General features: G+C 36.7%; 22 protein-coding genes. 5 read left to right on the forward strand and 17 right to left on the reverse strand.

Features of this window, described 5'->3' with window-relative positions:
* Positions 1 to 8: 8 nt before the first annotated feature.
* The gene (locus tag AADH04_RS06210) at positions 9 to 932 is read left to right on the forward strand and encodes a tetratricopeptide repeat protein (protein WP_434779375.1); all 924 of its coding nucleotides are present in this window, start codon (positions 9 to 11) and stop codon (positions 930 to 932) included.
* A gap of 48 nt (positions 933 to 980) precedes the next feature.
* Here the strand turns inward: AADH04_RS06210 and rph are convergent, their stop codons facing one another.
* Genes rph through AADH04_RS06225 form a run of 3 tightly spaced genes read right to left on the reverse strand, consistent with a single transcriptional unit; the run spans position 981 to position 3,641 of the window.
* Entirely contained in the window at positions 981 to 1,715 is a 735-nt protein-coding gene (gene rph, locus AADH04_RS06215; RefSeq protein WP_434779806.1) for a ribonuclease PH, read from the reverse strand.
* Positions 1,716 to 1,749: 34 nt separating this feature from the next.
* Positions 1,750 to 2,664: a PP2C family protein-serine/threonine phosphatase gene (locus AADH04_RS06220; RefSeq protein WP_434779376.1), complete on the reverse strand. Its 915-nt coding sequence runs from the start codon at positions 2,662 to 2,664 to the stop codon at positions 1,750 to 1,752.
* Between the two features lie 2 nt (positions 2,665 to 2,666).
* Positions 2,667 to 3,641: a serine/threonine protein kinase gene (locus AADH04_RS06225; RefSeq protein WP_434779377.1), complete on the reverse strand. Its 975-nt coding sequence runs from the start codon at positions 3,639 to 3,641 to the stop codon at positions 2,667 to 2,669.
* Between the two features lie 123 nt (positions 3,642 to 3,764).
* On the opposite strand from AADH04_RS06225, the gene AADH04_RS06230 reads away from it, so the two are divergent.
* Positions 3,765 to 4,631 carry a YicC/YloC family endoribonuclease gene (locus AADH04_RS06230; protein ID WP_434779378.1) on the forward strand — a complete coding sequence of 289 codons (867 nt, stop codon included), beginning with the start codon at positions 3,765 to 3,767 and terminating at the stop codon, positions 4,629 to 4,631.
* 63 nt (positions 4,632 to 4,694) lie between these two features.
* On the opposite strand, the gene AADH04_RS06235 is transcribed toward AADH04_RS06230, so the two are convergent.
* Positions 4,695 to 5,630: an asparaginase gene (locus AADH04_RS06235; RefSeq protein WP_434779379.1), complete on the reverse strand. Its 936-nt coding sequence runs from the start codon at positions 5,628 to 5,630 to the stop codon at positions 4,695 to 4,697.
* Between the two features lie 176 nt (positions 5,631 to 5,806).
* Here AADH04_RS06235 and coaD point away from each other — a divergent pair, with 176 nt between their 5' ends.
* On the forward strand, positions 5,807 to 6,334 hold the full coding sequence (gene coaD, locus AADH04_RS06240) for a pantetheine-phosphate adenylyltransferase (protein ID WP_434779380.1): 528 nt from the start codon (positions 5,807 to 5,809) through the stop codon (positions 6,332 to 6,334).
* 40 nt (positions 6,335 to 6,374) lie between these two features.
* Here the strand turns inward: coaD and clpA are convergent, their stop codons facing one another.
* Positions 6,375 to 8,642: an ATP-dependent Clp protease ATP-binding subunit ClpA gene (clpA, locus tag AADH04_RS06245; RefSeq protein WP_434779381.1), complete on the reverse strand. Its 2,268-nt coding sequence runs from the start codon at positions 8,640 to 8,642 to the stop codon at positions 6,375 to 6,377.
* Positions 8,639 to 8,950 (reverse strand): ATP-dependent Clp protease adapter ClpS, encoded by a 312-nt coding sequence (clpS, locus tag AADH04_RS06250; protein WP_434779382.1) that lies wholly within the window; start codon positions 8,948 to 8,950, stop codon positions 8,639 to 8,641. The genes clpA and clpS overlap by 4 nt, the downstream gene beginning before the upstream one ends.
* Positions 8,951 to 9,174: 224 nt before the next feature.
* On the opposite strand from clpS, the gene AADH04_RS06255 reads away from it, so the two are divergent.
* Positions 9,175 to 9,378: a cold-shock protein gene (locus tag AADH04_RS06255; RefSeq protein WP_434779383.1), complete on the forward strand. Its 204-nt coding sequence runs from the start codon at positions 9,175 to 9,177 to the stop codon at positions 9,376 to 9,378.
* A 153-nt stretch (positions 9,379 to 9,531) separates the two neighbouring features.
* Here the strand turns inward: AADH04_RS06255 and AADH04_RS06260 are convergent, their stop codons facing one another.
* The 3 genes from AADH04_RS06260 to rfaQ form a co-directional block, all read right to left on the reverse strand.
* Positions 9,532 to 10,674 carry a hypothetical protein gene (locus AADH04_RS06260; RefSeq protein ID WP_434779384.1) on the reverse strand — a complete coding sequence of 381 codons (1,143 nt, stop codon included), beginning with the start codon at positions 10,672 to 10,674 and terminating at the stop codon, positions 9,532 to 9,534.
* 39 nt (positions 10,675 to 10,713) lie between these two features.
* The gene (locus AADH04_RS06265; protein ID WP_434779385.1) at positions 10,714 to 12,564 is read right to left on the reverse strand and encodes a ribonuclease catalytic domain-containing protein; all 1,851 of its coding nucleotides are present in this window, start codon (positions 12,562 to 12,564) and stop codon (positions 10,714 to 10,716) included.
* Between the two features lie 147 nt (positions 12,565 to 12,711).
* Positions 12,712 to 13,788, reverse strand: coding sequence for a putative lipopolysaccharide heptosyltransferase III (gene rfaQ / locus AADH04_RS06270; protein ID WP_434779386.1), 1,077 nt, complete (start codon positions 13,786 to 13,788; stop codon positions 12,712 to 12,714).
* Positions 13,789 to 13,854: 66 nt separating this feature from the next.
* On the opposite strand from rfaQ, the gene AADH04_RS06275 reads away from it, so the two are divergent.
* A complete protein-coding gene (locus tag AADH04_RS06275) occupies positions 13,855 to 14,832 on the forward strand; it encodes a hypothetical protein (RefSeq protein ID WP_434779387.1) in 978 nt (325 codons plus the stop codon).
* A gap of 70 nt (positions 14,833 to 14,902) precedes the next feature.
* On the opposite strand, the gene rplQ is transcribed toward AADH04_RS06275, so the two are convergent.
* Genes rplQ through secY form a run of 8 tightly spaced genes read right to left on the reverse strand, consistent with a single transcriptional unit; the run spans position 14,903 to position 19,475 of the window.
* Entirely contained in the window at positions 14,903 to 15,283 is a 381-nt protein-coding gene (gene rplQ / locus AADH04_RS06280; RefSeq protein ID WP_434779388.1) for a 50S ribosomal protein L17, read from the reverse strand.
* Positions 15,284 to 15,306: 23 nt separating this feature from the next.
* Positions 15,307 to 16,290, reverse strand: coding sequence for a DNA-directed RNA polymerase subunit alpha (locus tag AADH04_RS06285; protein ID WP_434779389.1), 984 nt, complete (start codon positions 16,288 to 16,290; stop codon positions 15,307 to 15,309).
* Between the two features lie 26 nt (positions 16,291 to 16,316).
* Positions 16,317 to 16,937 (reverse strand): 30S ribosomal protein S4, encoded by a 621-nt coding sequence (rpsD, locus tag AADH04_RS06290; RefSeq protein WP_434779390.1) that lies wholly within the window; start codon positions 16,935 to 16,937, stop codon positions 16,317 to 16,319.
* Between the two features lie 21 nt (positions 16,938 to 16,958).
* Entirely contained in the window at positions 16,959 to 17,354 is a 396-nt protein-coding gene (rpsK, locus tag AADH04_RS06295; RefSeq protein WP_434779391.1) for a 30S ribosomal protein S11, read from the reverse strand.
* Positions 17,355 to 17,373: 19 nt separating this feature from the next.
* Positions 17,374 to 17,736, reverse strand: coding sequence for a 30S ribosomal protein S13 (gene rpsM / locus AADH04_RS06300; RefSeq protein WP_434779392.1), 363 nt, complete (start codon positions 17,734 to 17,736; stop codon positions 17,374 to 17,376).
* A gap of 56 nt (positions 17,737 to 17,792) precedes the next feature.
* Positions 17,793 to 17,906, reverse strand: a complete 114-nt coding sequence (rpmJ, locus tag AADH04_RS06305) for a 50S ribosomal protein L36 (RefSeq protein WP_434779393.1) — start codon at positions 17,904 to 17,906, stop codon at positions 17,793 to 17,795.
* A gap of 23 nt (positions 17,907 to 17,929) precedes the next feature.
* Positions 17,930 to 18,148: a translation initiation factor IF-1 gene (infA, locus tag AADH04_RS06310; protein WP_434779394.1), complete on the reverse strand. Its 219-nt coding sequence runs from the start codon at positions 18,146 to 18,148 to the stop codon at positions 17,930 to 17,932.
* A 4-nt stretch (positions 18,149 to 18,152) separates the two neighbouring features.
* Positions 18,153 to 19,475, reverse strand: a complete 1,323-nt coding sequence (secY, locus tag AADH04_RS06315) for a preprotein translocase subunit SecY (protein ID WP_434779395.1) — start codon at positions 19,473 to 19,475, stop codon at positions 18,153 to 18,155.
* Positions 19,476 to 19,482: the final 7 nt, after the last annotated feature.

Consider the following 19,482-nt stretch of genomic DNA (forward strand, 5'->3'; position numbering starts at 1 on the left):
AAACTAATATGAAGAAAAAATTTTTTCGCTTTATTTCTCGATTTACAATGTTTTTTGTCGTATTAGGCATTAGTGGCTATTTATTTTTTGATATTCAAAAAGAACTTTTTTCAGAAAAAAACAATCATCAAATAAACAATCATCAAACTAAAACAATAAAGCATAACCAAGAAACACTGATGGCTTATCAAAAAGGAATGCAATTAACTCAAGGAAAAGAGAGACAACAGGACATCCCTTTGGCTATGTCTTGGTTTAAAAAAGCAGCCGATCAAGGGCATGAACCATCACAATATAATCTAGCAGCGCTTTATATTACACAATATCGTAATTATCAAGCAGCTAAGCCTTGGCTACTGGCATCAGCCTCACAGGGAAACCCAAAAAGTCAGATGTTTTTAGGCAAACTTTATTATGAAGGTACACATTTACCCCAAAACATACCAGAAGCAACAAAATGGTTCCAAGAAGCTGCAAAAAATAATCAACAAGAGGCAACAGCCTACCTAGGGAAAATATATCTTTTAAATAACAAAGATACCGAAAAAGCACGACCATTACTGGAAAAAGCAGCTAATGAGAATAATAAAGAAAGCCAATATTTACTTGGCACTTTACATCTTCAAGAAAAAAATATCCCTTTAAGTGCTTTATGGTTGGAAAAAGCAGCAAACCAAAATTGGCCACAAGCACAATTGGATCTGGCGATTTTATATGGGAAACACCTACAAGATTATAATAAAATGTTTTATTGGAGTGAAAAAGCCGCCAATCACCCAAAATTTCCCTTAGGTAAAGCACTATTAGGTTATGTTTATCAACAAGGACTGGGTACAGAACCAAACACCAATCAGGCAAAGTATTGGTCTGATCTTGCCGAACAACAAGGGGTTTTAACCAATACCTTGGTTAACTATATTGATACACAATAAAAAACCCCTTTTAAACAGTGGCTTTTAACATAAGAGGATAACAACGAACTATTTTGCGAAAAGGGCTTGTGTTTGTAATTGAATTAATTGCTCAACCCCTTGTGCTCCTAAATCCAAGAGCTGATTTAACTGTGTGCGACTAAACGCTTTTCCTTCAGCCGTTCCTTGCACCTCAACCAGATGACCTGAAGCTGTCATCACAATGTTCATATCCACATCACAATTAGCATCTTCGCAATAATCAAGGTCCAATAGGGCAACATCCTCATAAACACCAACTGATATGGCAGCAACTGCTTCTTTAATTGGATTCTCAGCAATCAACCCTTGAGCCATTAATTTATTAACAGCCAAACTTAAGGCAACAAAAGCCCCTGTAATACTGGCTGTACGAGTACCGCCATCAGCTTGAATCACATCACAGTCAATGGTAATTTGCCGTTCACCTAATTTTTGCATATCCACAACTGCACGTAGCGAACGCCCAATCAATCGCTGAATTTCTTGTGTTCGCCCACTTTGTTTACCTTGAGCAGCTTCTCTACGCATACGAGAATGGGTTGATCTAGGTAACATACCGTATTCAGCTGTAACCCAGCCCTGCCCTTTTCCTTTCAAAAAAGAAGGAATATTTTCTTCCACACTAGCAGAACAAATAACCTGTGTTTGCCCACAACGAATCAGCACAGAACCTTCTGCATGACTTAAAAAGTGAGGGATAATTTCAACACAGCGCAATTGATTTGGTTGACGGTTTTCTGATCTTGCTAACTTATCTGACATCATCATTATTTTTCTAAAAAAGCATTACACATGATTAATAAAATTTCTGTCCTCTTTGAATTTCTTCAAAGGCTTTTTGGTCTAAATCATTATCCAATTCCATCACAATTTCTTCTTCAGCTCGTTGCTGAATGACCCTTTGTTCTGGGTTTGTATCATCAGGAATGGTATCTGTATCCACAAAAAAAGGACTATTTGTCTTAAATTTGGCATCACCCACTAAAGTAATTGATACAGCACTTAAATTATCACCCCGCCCTTCACCCCGTTTTTCAGCAATATTCATCAAAATAGGAAGAGCTACAGAAACATCCCTTAAAGCAAAAGCTTTTTCTAATTCTTCATCTTCAAAATAACCCCATAAACCATCTGTACACAACAATAATGTCATGCCTTCTTCTAACTGGGTTTTAGGACCAACTTCAACTTCAGGATCTCGCAATGCGCCTAAACAATTATAAATTTTACTGCGATCCGGATGTTCTTTAATGGCACTTGAATTAATAAACCCTTGATCAATCATACGTTGTACTTGAGAGTGATCACGTGACCTGAGTACAACACCCTCTTGATCAAACAGATACAAACGAGAATCACCAACATGGCACCAATAAAGCATATTGTCTTGAATAATGGCCGCAACTACTGTTGTACTGGGCACTTCTTCTAATTGATGAACAGCTGCATACTCCATAATAGAATGATGCGCTGTCGTGACAGCATTAACCAAAAACCGATTGGGGTGATCAATTTTTGGGCGAGCCAATGCCTTAAAATGTTTTAACAGATGATCTACGACAATTTGAGCAGCAACTTCACCATGTTTAATGCCCCCCATACCATCTGCGATAACCAGTAAGGTGCTCTCTCTTTTACAACAAATACCTTGCCGATCCTGATTATAGGGGCGGCCACCTACTCTACTATCCTGAAATACAGCAAATTTCATTCTTATTCCCCGCCTCCAAACAGTTTCTTCACCCCAGAGAAAAACCCTTCTTTTTTATCCATATCGATGGTTTCTGACGCAGTCCCCCATTGAGCAGGCCTTGTTAGTAAAGCTTTTTGTACCACACTCATGCTACTTTGACGTTTCGAAAGATCCAATATCATGCAACTATCAATTAATTGTAACAACTCATTTGAATATTTGCCACTAAAGCGCTTTATTGCTGGCACTAAATGATCTTGTTGTAGTCTTTTGTCTGCTGGGTACGGTACACCCCTACCCATACAAGCATACATAGTGGCAGCTAAGGCATACACATCTGTCCATGGCCCTTGAGGCCAATCACTACGATATTGTTCTGGTGCAGCATACCCTGGTGTATACATACCAACCAGTTGTCTACCATCTACTTGCACCGATTGCCTTGCTGCACCAAAATCCAAAATAATCGGTGCAGTTGCTTGTGGTAAATAAATATTTGCTGGTTTGATGTCTAAATGCAACATATGCTTTAAATGCACTTCCCTTAAACCGGAAGCAATATAAGCAAATAATGTTCTTAAGCGCTTTTCAGGCATCAAGCCTGTCATATTAGCCAAATATTTATCTAAACCATTTCCTTCGTAATAATCCATAATCATATAAACCGTTTGATTGGCTCGAAAGAAATTACTCACATTCACTACATTTGGATGATTAATATTGGAAAGCAGACGTGCCTCTTCAAAAAAACAGCGTAAGCCTGCGGTAAATAAATCTGCATCTAACTCTGTTTGAACGGTGACATCGTTACTCCCCTCAACCCTTTTGCACAGAGCACTGGGAAAATATTCTTTTATTGCGACAAGATCATTTGTTTTACAATCCTTCGCCAAATAAACCACACCAAAACCACCCACTGAAAGTGGGTACATAATGGTATAATTTTCAAGCTGAGTATTTGCAGCTAAAGCAATTGATTGATCGACTGCTGCCATGGAGTCGTTATTTCCTATTTATTACAATACGTTAAGCATTGTATATTTACACAATACTGGTATTTATTCATTTAAAGCTTTGGTTATTTTTAATAAAATAGCCGATTATTAAGGGATTTTAACATGATTCAAAGCATGACTGGGTTTTCTAATCGTAATCAAGAATTAAAAAACATCAGAATCAATTTAGAGTTAAGAGCTGTTAATCACCGTTATCTTGATATCCAAATCAAACAACCAGAAGAACTCAGACACCTTGAACAACCTATCAGAGAGCTGATTCAAAATAAAGTTCAGCGTGGCAAAGTCGAATGCCGAATCAATATCCAACCTATTACTGATAGCAATTTACAATTAGGCTTAAATGAAGCTCTACTCAATAGTCTTTTACAATTGAATCAAAATATATTGAAAAAAGATCAAACAATTATCGCTTTAAGTGTGGCAGATATACTCAAGTTCCCACAAATATTAAATCAAGCCGAAATTGACCCTGAATTATTACAAGAAAACATTTTAAGTACCCTTAATGAGACACTTAATGACTTTTGTGCTTCTCGTCAACGAGAGGGTGAAAAACTGAAACAACATTTAACTGAGCGATTAGATCATATGTTGCAGATTACCCAACAAGTCGAAACATTTATGCCACAGCTTTTAGATGCACATTATGATAAATTACAAAAGCGTTTACATGAAGCCTTGGACAATATACAGGACGACAGAATCAAACAGGAATTTGTCTTGTTTATGCAAAAAGCAGACGTTGATGAAGAATTGTCTCGTTTAAAGACCCATATTAACGAAGTGAAACGGGTTTTAAAACAAGGTGGCACAGTAGGTAAAAGGCTCGATTTTTTAATGCAAGAACTTAACCGAGAGGCCAATACACTTGGCAGTAAAGCCATTGCCAGTGAAAGCACCCAAGCTTCAGTTGAACTGAAAGTATTGATTGAGCAGATGAGAGAACAAGTTCAAAATATCGAATAAATTTATCGGCTACGGTTTAAATGATATTCTATAATTCAAACCGTAGCCAAAAACAATCACTTCTTAAGATAACTCAAACAATAATTTTGCCATTAATGCCTCTAATGTCACATTACCTGCCATTTTGGCACCAGCTTGATATAAAGCGGAACTTTGCGCATAAACATCATTCATTACGCCCTTAAAAACCTGACTTTTATTCATCAATACACGCCCTGTTTGAGTGTATTGAGTAATGGCTTGTATTAAGACAGGGCTTTGTGGGATATTACCATTACCAAAACTGAGCAAAATAGCAGCATGTGTTGGTTCATTCAATAAACTATGAGCAATTAATGTACTGTTAATACCTGGTGTTAATATATACGTGGCAATTTTTAATTGAACATTTAATTTTTTCGGTTGTGCCAGAATATCATCAGGTTTTTGTATCAATCGATTTTGGTCAGTCAACAGTAAACCCTCTTCAGAAAAAATCCCCAAAGGAGACTCAAAAACAGCATCAAATGCTCCGTAAGAGACAGTATCCACTTTTGTTGCGTCTGTTCCTTTTAATAATTTGTCGCCAAATACAATCAACACATCTTGAATATCTGTTTTGATGAGAACATCAATCGCCCTTTGCAAATTGATCAAGCCATCTGAATTTGGGTGGCCTAATGGGTATTGCGCCCCAGTTAACACAATTTTTTTGGCAATATCTTGTAAAAAAAAGGTGAGTATACTGGCAGTATATGCCAGTGTATCTGTACCATGAATCACCAAGACACCCATATATTGTTGATGACATTCACGAATCAACTCAATTAAATCAAACCAATGTTGTAAAGTAATGGCTGAAGAATCAATCAAAGGATCACATAGATGCAAATCAAAATCCATTTGACTTTTAAACCCGTCTAACGCATGAATAACAGTATCTCTATCTGGTGCTAACCCTTGCTCACCCATTTTCATACCAATTGTACCGCCAGTATAAATAACTAAAAAACGTGCCATAAATTTTCCTAAACCTGTCAAATACTTTCGATTGAGCACAATAGCGCCTAATTTTGATAACACAAATATTTCTGGGCTTATAAAATAGCCACTGTTTCACAATAAAGTATTAATCACATCATACTTTCAGTTATACTATTATCCACCATAACTTAAAATGGCCTCATTAAAATTTTATGACCTCCTCTACAAATAAACGTTCTGCTGTTTATGCTGGCAGCTTTGATCCACCAACCAATGGTCATTTATGGATGATTCAAAAAGCCAGCACCTTATTTGATGACTTAACCATTGCGGTTGGTTTAAATCCTGAAAAAAAAACCACATTTAGTGTTGAAGAACGAGTACAAATGCTCGAAGAAATAGTCAAAGAATTTAAAGGCGTTTCTGTCACCATTTTAGACCAGAAATTTTTGGTGAATTACGCAAAAGATATCCATGCACCTTATGTCATCAGAGGGATCAGAAGCGCCGCAGACTATGAATATGAACGCATTATGCGTTATATTAACTCCGATTTACAACCAGACATTTCCACTATTTTCTTAATGCCCCCCAGAGAATTTGCAGAAGTATCCTCAACAATGGTCAAAGGCATGATTGGCCCAGAAGGCTGGCAAGAGGTCATCAAAAAATACTTACCTGAAACTGTATACAAAAAAATGATCCAATACGCAGAAAACGAATTGAATCTATTTGCATAAAAAAGCCTGAATCTTACTTCAGGCTTTTTTATCAAGTTGTTTATAAAGCAGCAGGGGCTTTTTTAGATGCGCTTTTTTGGTTAAATACTAAAACCACTTGGTTGTCTTTATCTAAATCCACCATCACTTCACCACCATTAGTCAATTGTCCAAATAACAATTCATCTACTAAAGCTTTACGAATGGTTTTTTGAATCAATCGACTCATTGGACGAGCCCCCATTTGTGGATCGAATCCATTTTTGGCCAGATAACCTCTCATTGCGGCACTGAAACTGATTTCAACCTTCTGATCTAACAATTGCTCTTCCAATTGTAATAAGAATTTATCCACAACACGCATAATAGACTCTTCATTCAGTGGAGCGAATGGAATAATCGCATCTAATCGATTTCTAAATTCTGGACTAAACAGACGATTAATATCCGCCATTTCATCCCCAGCTGCTTTTTTCCCAGTAAATCCAATACTGGGTTTTGATAAAGCTTCAGCCCCAGCATTTGTTGTCATAATCACCACAACATTGCGAAAATCAGCTTGACGACCATTATTATCAGTTAAAGTACCGTGATCCATTACCTGCAAGAGAATATTGAAAATATCAGGATGCGCTTTCTCAATCTCATCTAATAACAACACACTAAATGGGTGTTTATTCACTTGTTCAGTCAATAACCCACCCTGCTCAAAACCAACATATCCTGGCGGCGCACCAATCAAACGAGAAACAGCATGACGCTCCATATACTCTGACATATCAAAACGCAGAAGCGTCACACCTAAACTATAGGCTAACTGTTTGGCTACTTCTGTTTTGCCTACCCCTGTAGGGCCAGAGAACAAAAAAGAACCAATGGGCTTATTGGGCAAATTTAAGCCAGAGCGAGCCATTTTAATGGCTGCGGCCAAACTTTCAATTGCTTCGTTCTGACCAAACACAACACTTTTTAAATCACGCTCTAAATAACGAAGTGCTTGCCTATCATCGTGAGACACTGTTTTTGGTGGTATACGGGCAATTTTTGCCACAATTTCTTCAATTTCATGTTTACCAATCGTTTTCTTTTGTTTTGATTTTGGTAAAATTTTCTGGGCAGCACCTGCTTCATCAATCACATCAATCGCTTTATCAGGTAAAAACCGATCATTAATGAATTTTGCTGATAACTCTGCTGCTGCTAATAAAGCAGCTGGTGTATATTTCACTAGGTGATGTGATTCAAAATGAGGCTTTAACCCTTTTAAAATTTCTACTGTTTGCAATACAGTTGGTTCACCTATATCAATTTTCTGAAAGCGGCGATTCAATGCACTGTCTTTTTCAAAAATCGTTCTATATTCATTATATGTGGTTGCACCAATACAACGTAAAGAACCATTTGATAAAGCAGGTTTCAATAAATTCGAGGCATCCATTGTACCGCCAGACACACTTCCTGCACCGATAATGGTATGAATTTCATCAACAAACAAAATTGCCTGTTCATGCTGAGTAATTTCCTTTAATACTTTTTTTAATCGTGCTTCAAAGTCTCCCCGGTACTTAGTCCCAGCCAATAATGAGCCTAAATCCAAAGAAAAAACCACAGCATTACTCAAAACATCAGGAACCTCTCCAAACTCTATTCTATAGGCTAGCCCTTCAGCCAAAGCAGTTTTACCTACACCCGCTTCACCAACAAGCAAAGGATTATTTTTACGACGCCGACTTAAAACCTGAATCACCCGATTGAGCTCTTCCTGACGGCCAATCAATGGATCTATTTTACCCATTCTTGCCCTATGGTTCAGGTTCTGTGTAAAACTGTCTAAGGCACTACTGTTTTCTTGGCTACGTTCTTCATCACTCACATTATTTGGGTCTGATGAAGAATTAGCCTGACCGTGGGTTAAATACTCAGTTATATTTAAACGAGTAATATTTTGCTGGCCTAAATAATAAACAGCATGAGAATCTTTTTCTGCGAAAATAGCCACCAATACTTGCGCACCATTTACTTCAGCTACCCCTGCAGATTGCGCATAAATAATAGCTCTTTGCATGACCCTTTGAAACCCTAAAGTAGGCTGAATATCAACATCATTACCTGACTCTTCAGGCACAATAGGGATATTCTCCTCAATAAACTGGGTTAACTGTTGAGACAAAATAGATAAATCTGCGCCACATGCCAGTAATGCATCTTTGCCAGAAGAATTATCTATGACAGCCAAAAGCAGGTGTTCTACACCAACAAACTCATGTCTACCTAGTTTTGCACTGGTAAATAAATGGTGCAGGTTCTTTTCAAATTCTTGAGCGATCATTCTTCTTCCTCCATTATGCATTGCAAAGGATATTCATTGGCCCTAGCTAAAGAGACTACCTGATTTACCTTCATTTGTGCAATATCTTTGACATAAATACCACACAATCCTTGCCCACTATGATGAACAGTCAACATGATGGCCATAGCACGCTCTTCAGACATAAAAAAAATGTCCTCTAGCAGCATCACCACAAAGTCCATTGGTGTAAAATCATCATTTAATAACAGCACCTTATACTTCTTTGGTGGTACTATTTTTTGCTTTACAGGATCCTCTGTAATCTGTATTTTTTGTTGAATATTCATAAAGTCCAATTTTAAAATATTTTTTATTAAATGAGGTGATTTTGTTAAAATTTCAAGTATTCTAATAAAAAATAACAATATCCACTTGACGATACCATATAACAAGCGTAAAACGTTAATCTGGTGCTATGCTTGAATTTCTGGTGTCACTTTATGTGTTTCCCATTAATTCAGCTGTGTTTTTCGGCCCCACCAGGCCTTGTTTTTTTTGTATAGGATGTTTCATGTCAACAGGTATCGTCAAGTGGTTCAATGATGCTAAAGGTTTCGGTTTTATTACTCCAGATGAAGGCGGTGAAGATTTGTTCGCTCACTTTTCTGCGATTAATATGAACGGTTTTAAAACCTTAAAAGAAGGTCAACGTGTTAGTTTCGATGTTGTAAACGGCCCAAAAGGTAAACAAGCTTCTAACATACAAGCTGCTTAAGTTTTTAAGCAACTTAAAGAAACTCGCTTTGTTTAAAGCGGGTTTTTTGTTTCTAGACATTCAATAAAAATGCTTTTAAAACGTAAAAAGTAAGTGTCTCTCAATATATAGAAAAACACTTACTGTCAAACACTCATTTAAATCATCAATACATCATCTTACTGTTACAGATAAACTATCCCAATAAAAAGTATGTTTTTTAATCACATCATCTATTGCAAAATTTAATAATGGCTCAACAATAACTTCATCATTATCAAAAGCATCTAATACTTTTGTTCGTTTACCAAGCAATCCTTCTACCGCCCCTAACACACATAAGGGTGTATAGTTAGAGCTGAAACCACGACCATTCAAGACAATCAAACGTCCTCGACAAAATTCTTCCACATACAAAGAAATCATTTTTGTTAATCGATAAAAGGATTCCCTTTTTAACAGCATTCGTCCCATTGGATCACAAAAAGCAGCATCTGAACCTATTGATACAATGACTAAGTCAGGTGCAAATTCATTCATGACAGGAAACACAATTTTTGTCAAAGCAAGCTTATAAGCCTCTACAGTTGAACCGATAGGCAATGGAATATTAATGTGTTTACCTTCTGCCGAAGCCAAACCAACCTCTCCACTTTTACCTTTGCCAACCAAACTATTTCCTGCCTGATGAATAGATATAGTCAACACATCTTCATCTTGATAAAAAGCCTCTTGCACACCATTAGCATGCATTGCACCCAAATCAATAATCGCAATTTTACCTACCTGATAATTTCGTTGGGCATATCGCGCAGCAATAGCGGTACTATTATAAAACGAATAGCCTATTGGAGAATCTACTCCAGCGTGTGAGCCTGCTGCACGAGACAACACATAGGCAAAATTAGCTTCTTTTGAAAAAATGGTATCAACCGCCTGACAAGCAGCGCCAACAGCTAAACGAGCTACTGCCTCAGTATGTTGACAAATGATATTAGGATGGTTTTGCTGATTAACAAGCGGATCAAAATCTGCAAAAACACCCTCATCTAATTCATTACAGGCTTTTTGAAAAGCAGTAATATAACTATGAGAATGCACCAATTGCAGCAAATCATTAGTAGCAGGAAAGGTTGGGTAATGGTTTAACGATGATAAAATACCACTGGCACTCAATAAGGTATGCGATAACCCTAAAGGTTCAGGATTATCAAAATTTCGCCCCAATGTTATCTTATCTTTACTACCAATAACAGTATGATTCCCTGTCCTATGATTCAAGAATTTTTCATCATAAAAGTAAGCAATTTTTGTCATACAAATTATCCTCTAAAGAATAAAACGGCAATCAATCACTTATTCACTTTGATCTATTGATACAGGTTTCAATATAAGTTTTTGTTGCCAAATATCTAACTGAATAATATTAAATTTGAATTTACTGCCCACCCAATGTTCAGGAGTCTCTTCTATTTTCCAGACTAAAGGTAAGTTATTCAAACGGACTAAACCTTCTTTTATATAAACACCATTAACAGTGTTAATTTTTTCTTGCATTATATAACGTAATGTCCAATAACGTTCCATTTCCTGCTGAAAGGTCATATAAACGGCATGAGCTGTATCAAAAGAGCGAATAATACTAAACACTTGTATATCTTTAGGTTTAAACCGTACTGGCTGCGCACTTATGACAGACAATAATTGCTTTTGATTCACATAATCGCATGCCCTTCTTAGTGGCGCAGTAAACCACGCATATTGATCAACGCCCAGACCTTGATGCTCAATGGCTTCTGAAGATAATCGAGCTTTGCCTGTCGTTTGTCCTCTAAAGATGGCAGGTAGCTGTTGAATCTTTAATAAACCAGCCCAATATACATTGGAATAAATCATCAATTCACTAACCAATAAATCTATGGGAGAACCTCTGGCACGTTTCACAATACTGACCTGATCTGTCTCATCTACATCAATTGAATAATCATACTGAATAACAGCATCTTCTTTATATTTACCTCTTTGTTTGACTAAATGAATGGCTAATTTATATAACCAAAGCAATTCTTTCTTAAAATCAAAGTCAGGTAACTGCTCAATATTTTGAATAGATATTTCATTAAAAATAGGCTCTAATTGTTGAATCCTTAAATTAGACTGAACAAATACATATTCTAGACAGGTAGTTTCATTAGAAAAATTGAAACCCTCATCAATATCAACATATAAACTGATTGCGGGGCATTTATTGCCTTCAAGTAACGTGAATGCATCAATCCATTTTTCTGGTAACATGGTGATCTTATTACTTGGAAAATATACTGTGCTCAGTCGTTCAAAAACCAATCGTTCTATTTTTGAATCTGGTTCAATTGCAACAGTAGGGACAGCTATATGAATACCTAATCGAATAACACCATTATCTAAATAAGTTAAAGAAAATGCATCATCAATTTCCGTCGTGCTCTCATCATCAATTGAAAAAGCCAAAACATCCGCAACGGGTAAATTAGGCAAATTAATTGCTTCTACATCAGGAAAATCTAGCGTTCCTAAAAAATTTTTTAGAATAAACCCTTCAAGCATATACTGATGTATGGAAGATACCAAATTCAATTTCTGGGCAAATTCAAGTGGCGATTTTTTTTGTTGGTCTGCCGCTTCTAAAAACGCCTGATGCACAATATTCTGCTTATCAGGCATATGCAATATACGCATAATATCATCAGCAACAACAGAAGGCACCTTCCCAGATAAAAGTTCCTTAACCCATTCTTCTTTTTGTATCTTTTCTTGATGCTTGCGTTCAATAGCCAATTTTGCTGCTTGAAGTGTTTGTGCTGGCGCAGCTTTAAATCGCCCTTTTCCTTTTTTATAAAAGTAGATGGGAAATGCATAAACTTTCATCAATAGTGCCGCAGCTTGTGTCACATTAAAAGTATTGCCAAAATATTCCCTTGTTAAAACTTCTGAGTCAAACTCATCCTCACCTGCAGCCTCCCATAAAAAATCAATATCAATTTCTTTTTCGATCTCCTTCGCCTGATCTAAAAAATACTCTAGATCTTCATGAAAAGAGAAAAAAACCTGAGATGTCTTTACCTTAACCCGCTTGCCATATTGTGTATCAACCTGATACGAAGCTTCAGCCTTAGAGACAACTGTAGCAACTTTGAACTGCCCATTTTCTTCATAAAGAATATTCATATAATTTGAAATCGTAATTTAAAATCAATTCATTACATTTAATCAATTATAAAAAACAACACATGATATAAATATAAAAATCAATTTAAACGTATTTACCTTATTTAATTAATAAAATATCATAACAGCTCACAAAAAATATCTTCTTTAAATATTTTTTATTGCCTTACACACTTCCTGATAAACAACTTGAACAGGTATACAACTTAAATACCTCATTGATGTATTTGTATCAATACTATCTGGTTCAGGGATTTGGCCATATTCACTGGCATCAATCACCCTAATAGAGTCACTCCAAGGAGCCCAAATATCTATTTTAGTCGCACCAAATAAAGCAACTCCTTTTATAGATAAGGCAGCAGCCATATGCATAGGTACAGAATCAACCCCAACAAAACAAACAGACTGAGCAATAGCAGCACTTAATTCTGATAAACTTAATTGACCAGACAAATCGAATAATTTATCCTTTTTCGTTAATTGCATCTTTTGTTTAATATTCGAAATCATAGTTTGCTCAAACTCATTCGGAGCACCAGTTAAAACCACGCTCCCGCCATCATTCAACAACAAACGAATAAGTTTGGCCATTTTCTCATCATCCCAACATTTAAATGCCCAACGAGCACCTGGATGAATCAAAATAAACGGTTCTTTTTGCCAACCTAATTCTTTTAATTTTTGCTGAACACAAACTGCATCTTTATTGGCAACCAATAACTTTAATGGCACATTGTTTGAATAGGGTATATCTAGTGGTTCTAATACCCTTAGGTGAGTCAAAACAGTGTGTTCATGATGTAATTTAACCAGATGCGTAAATGAATGTTTCCACCAATATCCCTTACGACGAGGATAATCAATTGAGATGCTTTTTACTGGCCGACAAAATCGACAAATCAATGCCCCACGCCAACTTTCTGTCAAATGAATAATCAAATCATAGCAATTATGCTTCAAAACCCTTAATAATTCCAGTTCTAAAGACAAATGCATTCTCAACCCTAATTTTTTCCAACCCCTATCTATTGAATATAATTGATGGAAATCATTGTTAAATTTTAAAATATCTATCGTTTCTTTATAAATTAACGCATCTATTTGTGCATCTGGATACTGTTTTTTTAACTGTGTTGCTAACGGAGTCATCAGCAAAACATCTCCATGATGTCTTAATTTAATTATTAAAATACGCTTCGGTTGAGGATTTTGAGCAGACATTATATAAACCTATTATAATTAATACCTTATTTTTTAAAATTTAATCAAAAATCTTTGCAAACAAATATGATGACAACACCTTATTTCCTAATTACGATCGATACTGAAGGTGATAACCTTTGGCAAAACGACCATAATATCACAACTCAAAATGCCCAGTTTCTTACCCGTTTTCAAAATTTATGTGAACAATACCACTTTAAAGTGAATTATCTTACTAATTATGAAATGGCAAAAGATCATGATTTCATCCAATTTGGCAAAGACATTATCAATCGTGGAACAGGAGAAATTGGGACACACTTACACGCATGGAATAACCCTCCTATACATCAAATAACTGATGATGATTATACCTACAAAACCTATCTAATTGATTATCCTGATCAACAAATGAAAGATAAATTCGACTATTTGCATAAATTATTAGAAGATACTTTCTCAACGCCAATGAAGACACACCGAGCAGGCCGATGGGCATTAGATAAACGCTATCTACATCTACTAAGTGAATATAACTACTGGGTTGATTGCTCTGTGACACCATGTGTCAATTGGTCTAGTACGATGGGTGCACCATTAGGATTGGGTGGAACAGACTACAGTACCTTTCCTCAGCAGGCATATTTTATGGATCTTGACACCATGCAAAGTGGGGAGAGTTCACTCCTCCAAGTTCCTATGAGCATTCGCTATAAGTACACTCCAACAATACAAAATTTAAAAAATATATTGCATAAATTACAAGGCAAGCACAAACCGAATAGTACTTTATGGTTACGTCCCAAAAAAAACAATCTAAAACAAATGATGCAATTGAGCCAAGATGTTTTAAACAGTGGCTCAGACTATCTTGAATTTATGCTGCACTCTTCAGAGTTTATGCCTTCTGGTAGCCCCACATTTAGAACACATGAAGATATCGAAAAACTATATCAGGACTTAGCACAATTATTTAAATTCTTATCAAATAAAGTAACTGGAGCAACACTGTCTGAATATTATCTATATCAATGTGCATTGCACAATAAGACGCCTACTTAACAAGTAAACAAAAAACCCTACATAATTATGTAGGGTTTTTAAAATTTCAAAATCCAAAAGTAAAGCCAAATTACTCTGTAGCTTCAACTTCAGGCGCACGCTCAACTAACTCTACAAGAGCTAAAGGAGCATTATCATTTTGACGGAAACCATACTTCAAAATACGAACATACCCACCATTACGAGCAGCAAAACGAGGGCCTAGCTCATCAAACAATTTAACCACAACATCACGATCACGTGTACGATTAAATGCTAAACGACGATTAGCCAAAGAAGGTTTTTTGCCTAAAGTAATCAATGGTTCAACAACTGAACGCAATTCTTTAGCTTTAGGTAAAGTCGTTACGATTTGCTCATGTTGCAATAATGAGTTTGCCATATTGCGAAGCATAGCCAAACGATGGCTACTGGTACGATTTAATTTACGATTACTATTACGATGACGCATTTTCAATCCTTTAATCCAAATGCTTAAGGTTTTTCAAGCCCTGCAGGTGGCCAATTTTCTAACTTAGACCCTAAAGTCAACCCTTTTGATGCCAAAACCTCTTTAATTTCATTTAAAGATTTTCGACCCAAATTAGGTGTTTTTAGAAGCTCTGTTTCTGTACGTTGAATTAAATCGCCGATGTAGTAAATATCTTCTGCTTTCAAACAATTAGCAGAACGTACAGTTAACTCAAGTTCGTCGACAGGTCTTAATAAAACAGGGTCAATAGGTGGTGTTTTTTCAACCACTTCTTCAACAGGCGTACCTTCAAGATCAGCAAATATGAACATCTGATCAATCAAAATACGTGCCGCAGTACGTACAGCCTCCTCAGGCTCAATGACACCATTTGTTTCAATATCTAAAACCAAACGATCCAAGTCGGTTCTTTGTTCAACACGAGCTGACTCAACAGAAAAATTAACATAATGAACAGGAGAAAAACTTGCATCCATTAATATGGTACCAATTTCACTATTATCATCTGCATTTTTTCGGCTAGAAACAGGTTGATATCCACGTCCCTTTTCAACTTTAATTTGCATTTCAATCTTGCCACCTGTGGCTAAATGACAAATCACATGATCAGGATTTACCAACTCAACATCATGAGGAAGTTCAATATCAGAAGCATATACTGGACCTGCAGCTTCTTTTTTCAAAGAAACAATAACCTTATCACGGCCATGTAACTTAAATACTAAACCTTTCAAATTGAGCAAAATATCAACAACATCTTCTTGCACACCTTCAATTGCGGAATACTCATGCAAAACACCAGAGATGGTTACCTCTGTAGGTGCAAAACCATTCATTGATGACAATAAAATGCGACGCAAAGCATTACCAAGTGTGTGACCGAAGCCACGTTCAAAAGGTTCCATTGCGACTTTAGCTCGAGTAGCAGAAAGAGGCTCTACGTCAATTAAACGTGGTTTTAAAAATTCTGAAGCACTATTTTGCATACCGATATCCTTAACTTATCTAATGATTACTTAGAGTAGAACTCGACAACAAGCTGCTCATTAATATCACCAGACAGCTCTGAACGCTCAGGCATGTTTTTAAAAGTCGCTTCCATTTTTTGAGCATCAACTGACACCCATTCTGGATAACCAATTTGAGCAGCCAACGCCAGTGCTTCTTGAATACGAACTTGTTTTCTTGCCTTCTCTCGAACAGAAACAACATCGCCTGCTTTAACTTGGTAAGAAGGGATATTTACAACTTGCCCATTTACCAACAGTGCCTTATGTGTCACTAATTGACGAGCTTCTGCTCTAGTAGAGCCAAAACCCATACGGTAAGCGACATTATCCAATCTAGACTCTAAAAGTTGCAATAAATTTTCGCCAGTAGAACCTTTTCTACGCTCTGCCTCAGCAAAATAGCGACGGAATTGACGTTCTAGAATACCGTAAATACGGCGAATTTTTTGCTTTTCTCTTAACTGTAAACCATAGTCAGACAAACGGCTTTTTTTAGCACCATGCTGACCTGGAGGGGTATCTATCTTACATTTTGAATCAAGTGATCTTCTCGCACTTTTCAAGAACAAATCTGTTCCTTCGCGACGTGCTAATTTACACTTAGGACCAATATAACGTGCCATAACTCTTAAACTCCAAATTTATTAAATACGACGTTTCTTCGGTGGACGACAGCCATTATGAGGAATGGGCGTTACGTCAGTAATGCTGGTAATTTTAAAACCAAGAGCGTTAAGCGCACGAACAGATGATTCACGGCCAGGTCCAGGGCCTTTAATACGAACCTCTAAATTCTTTACACCATACTCTTGGGCAACTTTACCAGCAGCCTCAGCTGCAATTTGAGCAGCAAAGGGTGTACTTTTTCGAGAACCTTTAAAACCAGCACCGCCAGAGGTAGCCCAAGATAATGCATTGCCTTGACGATCGGTAATAGTAATGATGGTATTATTGAACGATGCATGAACGTGAACAATACCTTCACTAACGGTTTTACGAATTTTTTTGCGTACACGAGAAGCTGTGTTTGCTTTAGCCATTTATTCTATCCTTAAATAATTACTTCTTACCTGCGATTGCTTTACGTGGGCCTTTACGAGTACGCGCATTAGTACGAGTACGTTGACCACGACATGGCAAACCACGACGGTGACGATAGCCACGATAACATCCCATATCCATCAATCTCTTGATGCTCATGGTTACTTCGCGACGTAAATCACCTTCTACTTCAAATTGAGCTACCTGATCACGTAAAGCTTCAAGCTCAGCATCAGTTAAATCTTTTACCTTAGCAGCAGGATTAACACCTGCATTTTGGCAAATCAATTTAGCTCTCGTACTCCCAACACCGTAAATAGCTTGTAAGCCGATTACAGCATGAGCATTATTAGGGATATTTACCCCTGCAATACGGGCCATAATTTTTCCTTCAGAGCAAAACAATAAATATTAACATAAAACTAAGGTTAAATAAACTAACCTTGTCTTTGCTTATGGCGTGGGTCTGTGCAAATTACACGAACCACACGATTTCGACGAATCACTTTGCAGTGTCGACAAATCTTTTTAACAGAAGGCTGAACTTTCATTTAGCAACGATCCTTTCAATAAATTATTTAGCGCGAAACACAATTCGAGCACGAGTTAAATCATAAGGGGTCATTTCAACAGTTACTTTATCACCTGGAGAAATACGAATATAGTGCATACGCATTTTCCCTGAAATATGCCCCAAAACTTCATGATCATTTTCTAAACGTACTCGGAAAGTTGCATTAGGCAACATTTCTATAATTTCGCCTTGCATTTGTATTGTATCTTCTTTAGCCATCAACTTACCTAGCACTTCCTGAAGTATTTCTAAAGTTCGCTTTTTTCATCAAATGTTCATATTGATGATTCATCATATAAGAAGCAATTTGAGTTCTAAAATCCATAGTGACAACAACCATAATCAACAACGATGTACCACCAAAATAAAATGGCAAATTAAAACCTTGGGCCAATAACTGAGGCAAAATACAAACGATTGTGATATAAATTGCACCATAAAAAGTCAGATTCAAAATCACCTTCTCAATATATTTAGATGTTTGCTCACCTGGACGAATGCCAGGAACAAAAGCACCACTTTTCTTCAAATTATCTGCAACATCTCTTGGATTAAAAGTCAGAGCTGTATAGAAATAACAGAAGAAAATAATTGCTACTGAGAATAACAACAAATACAACGGTTGTCCTGGCGCAAAATAACTAAAAACTGTTTTTAACCAAGACAATGAATCAATTGAACCAAACCAATCAAGAATGGTGGATGGAAACAAAATAATGCTTGAAGCGAAAATAGGAGGAATCACACCAGCCATATTTAGCTTATAAGGCATATGTGTACTCTGCCCTTGCATAATTTTATTACCAACCTGACGTTTAGCATAATGTACCGGAATTTTCCTTTGGCCACTTTCTATATAAACAACAGCAAAAGTAACAGCTAAAGCACCTACAAGCAACAAAATTGCCACAGGTAACTGTATAGCACCTTTACTGGTTAACTCTAGTAACTGACCAATTGCACCAGGCACACCAGCAGCAATACCTGTACAAATAATCAAAGAAATACCATTACCTACACCACGTTCAGTAATTTGCTCCCCTAGCCACATTAAAAACATGGTACCCGTCACCAAACTCACTGTACATGACAAATAAAACTCAGCAGGAGAGATAACAACAAGTCCTGGTCTAGATAAAACCAAGCCAGCTGCAGCAAAACTTTGCGCTGTTGCCAATAAAACTGTTCCTATTCGAGTATATTTGGTAATTTTCCTTCTTCCTGCTTCACCTTCTTTTTTTAAAGCCTTTAAAGAAGGAATAATTTCAGATGCCAATTGCACAACAATGGAGGCTGAAATATAGGGCATAATCCCGATCGCAAATATCGAAAACCGAGAAAGAGAACCACCTGAAAACATATTCAACATACCCAGAATACCATCTTTAGCACTTTCAAACTCTCTTGCTAAAAGTAAAGGATCTACTCCAGGTACAGGAATATGTGCACCGATACGAAAAACGATCAGTGCACCAATCAGAAACAGTAATCTGCTTTTTAAATCGCCGAACTTAGCCAATCCAGTTGCGGAAGTATTATTAGCCACAGTTTAT

This window comes from Neisseria sp. Ec49-e6-T10, assembly GCF_051132615.1.
In the GTDB taxonomy this organism is placed as follows: Bacteria; Pseudomonadota; Gammaproteobacteria; order Burkholderiales; family Neisseriaceae.

Excerpts from the sequence above, each read along its gene's own strand:
- AADH04_RS06210 (WP_434779375.1), top strand. The coding sequence starts at position 9 with ATGAAGAAAAAATTTTTTCGCTTTATTTCTCGATTTACAATGTTTTTT.
- rph (WP_434779806.1), bottom strand. The coding sequence starts at position 1,715 with ATGTCAGATAAGTTAGCAAGATCAGAAAACCGTCAACCAAATCAATTG.
- AADH04_RS06220 (WP_434779376.1), bottom strand. The coding sequence starts at position 2,664 with ATGAAATTTGCTGTATTTCAGGATAGTAGAGTAGGTGGCCGCCCCTAT.
- AADH04_RS06225 (WP_434779377.1), bottom strand. The coding sequence starts at position 3,641 with ATGGCAGCAGTCGATCAATCAATTGCTTTAGCTGCAAATACTCAGCTT.
- AADH04_RS06230 (WP_434779378.1), top strand. The coding sequence starts at position 3,765 with ATGATTCAAAGCATGACTGGGTTTTCTAATCGTAATCAAGAATTAAAA.
- AADH04_RS06235 (WP_434779379.1), bottom strand. The coding sequence starts at position 5,630 with ATGGCACGTTTTTTAGTTATTTATACTGGCGGTACAATTGGTATGAAA.
- coaD (WP_434779380.1), top strand. The coding sequence starts at position 5,807 with ATGACCTCCTCTACAAATAAACGTTCTGCTGTTTATGCTGGCAGCTTT.
- clpA (WP_434779381.1), bottom strand. The coding sequence starts at position 8,642 with ATGATCGCTCAAGAATTTGAAAAGAACCTGCACCATTTATTTACCAGT.
- clpS (WP_434779382.1), bottom strand. The coding sequence starts at position 8,950 with ATGAATATTCAACAAAAAATACAGATTACAGAGGATCCTGTAAAGCAA.
- AADH04_RS06255 (WP_434779383.1), top strand. The coding sequence starts at position 9,175 with ATGTCAACAGGTATCGTCAAGTGGTTCAATGATGCTAAAGGTTTCGGT.
- AADH04_RS06260 (WP_434779384.1), bottom strand. The coding sequence starts at position 10,674 with ATGACAAAAATTGCTTACTTTTATGATGAAAAATTCTTGAATCATAGG.
- AADH04_RS06265 (WP_434779385.1), bottom strand. The coding sequence starts at position 12,564 with ATGAATATTCTTTATGAAGAAAATGGGCAGTTCAAAGTTGCTACAGTT.
- rfaQ (WP_434779386.1), bottom strand. The coding sequence starts at position 13,788 with ATGTCTGCTCAAAATCCTCAACCGAAGCGTATTTTAATAATTAAATTA.
- AADH04_RS06275 (WP_434779387.1), top strand. The coding sequence starts at position 13,855 with ATGATGACAACACCTTATTTCCTAATTACGATCGATACTGAAGGTGAT.
- rplQ (WP_434779388.1), bottom strand. The coding sequence starts at position 15,283 with ATGCGTCATCGTAATAGTAATCGTAAATTAAATCGTACCAGTAGCCAT.
- AADH04_RS06285 (WP_434779389.1), bottom strand. The coding sequence starts at position 16,290 with ATGCAAAATAGTGCTTCAGAATTTTTAAAACCACGTTTAATTGACGTA.
- rpsD (WP_434779390.1), bottom strand. The coding sequence starts at position 16,937 with ATGGCACGTTATATTGGTCCTAAGTGTAAATTAGCACGTCGCGAAGGA.
- rpsK (WP_434779391.1), bottom strand. The coding sequence starts at position 17,354 with ATGGCTAAAGCAAACACAGCTTCTCGTGTACGCAAAAAAATTCGTAAA.
- rpsM (WP_434779392.1), bottom strand. The coding sequence starts at position 17,736 with ATGGCCCGTATTGCAGGGGTAAATATCCCTAATAATGCTCATGCTGTA.
- rpmJ (WP_434779393.1), bottom strand. The coding sequence starts at position 17,906 with ATGAAAGTTCAGCCTTCTGTTAAAAAGATTTGTCGACACTGCAAAGTG.
- infA (WP_434779394.1), bottom strand. The coding sequence starts at position 18,148 with ATGGCTAAAGAAGATACAATACAAATGCAAGGCGAAATTATAGAAATG.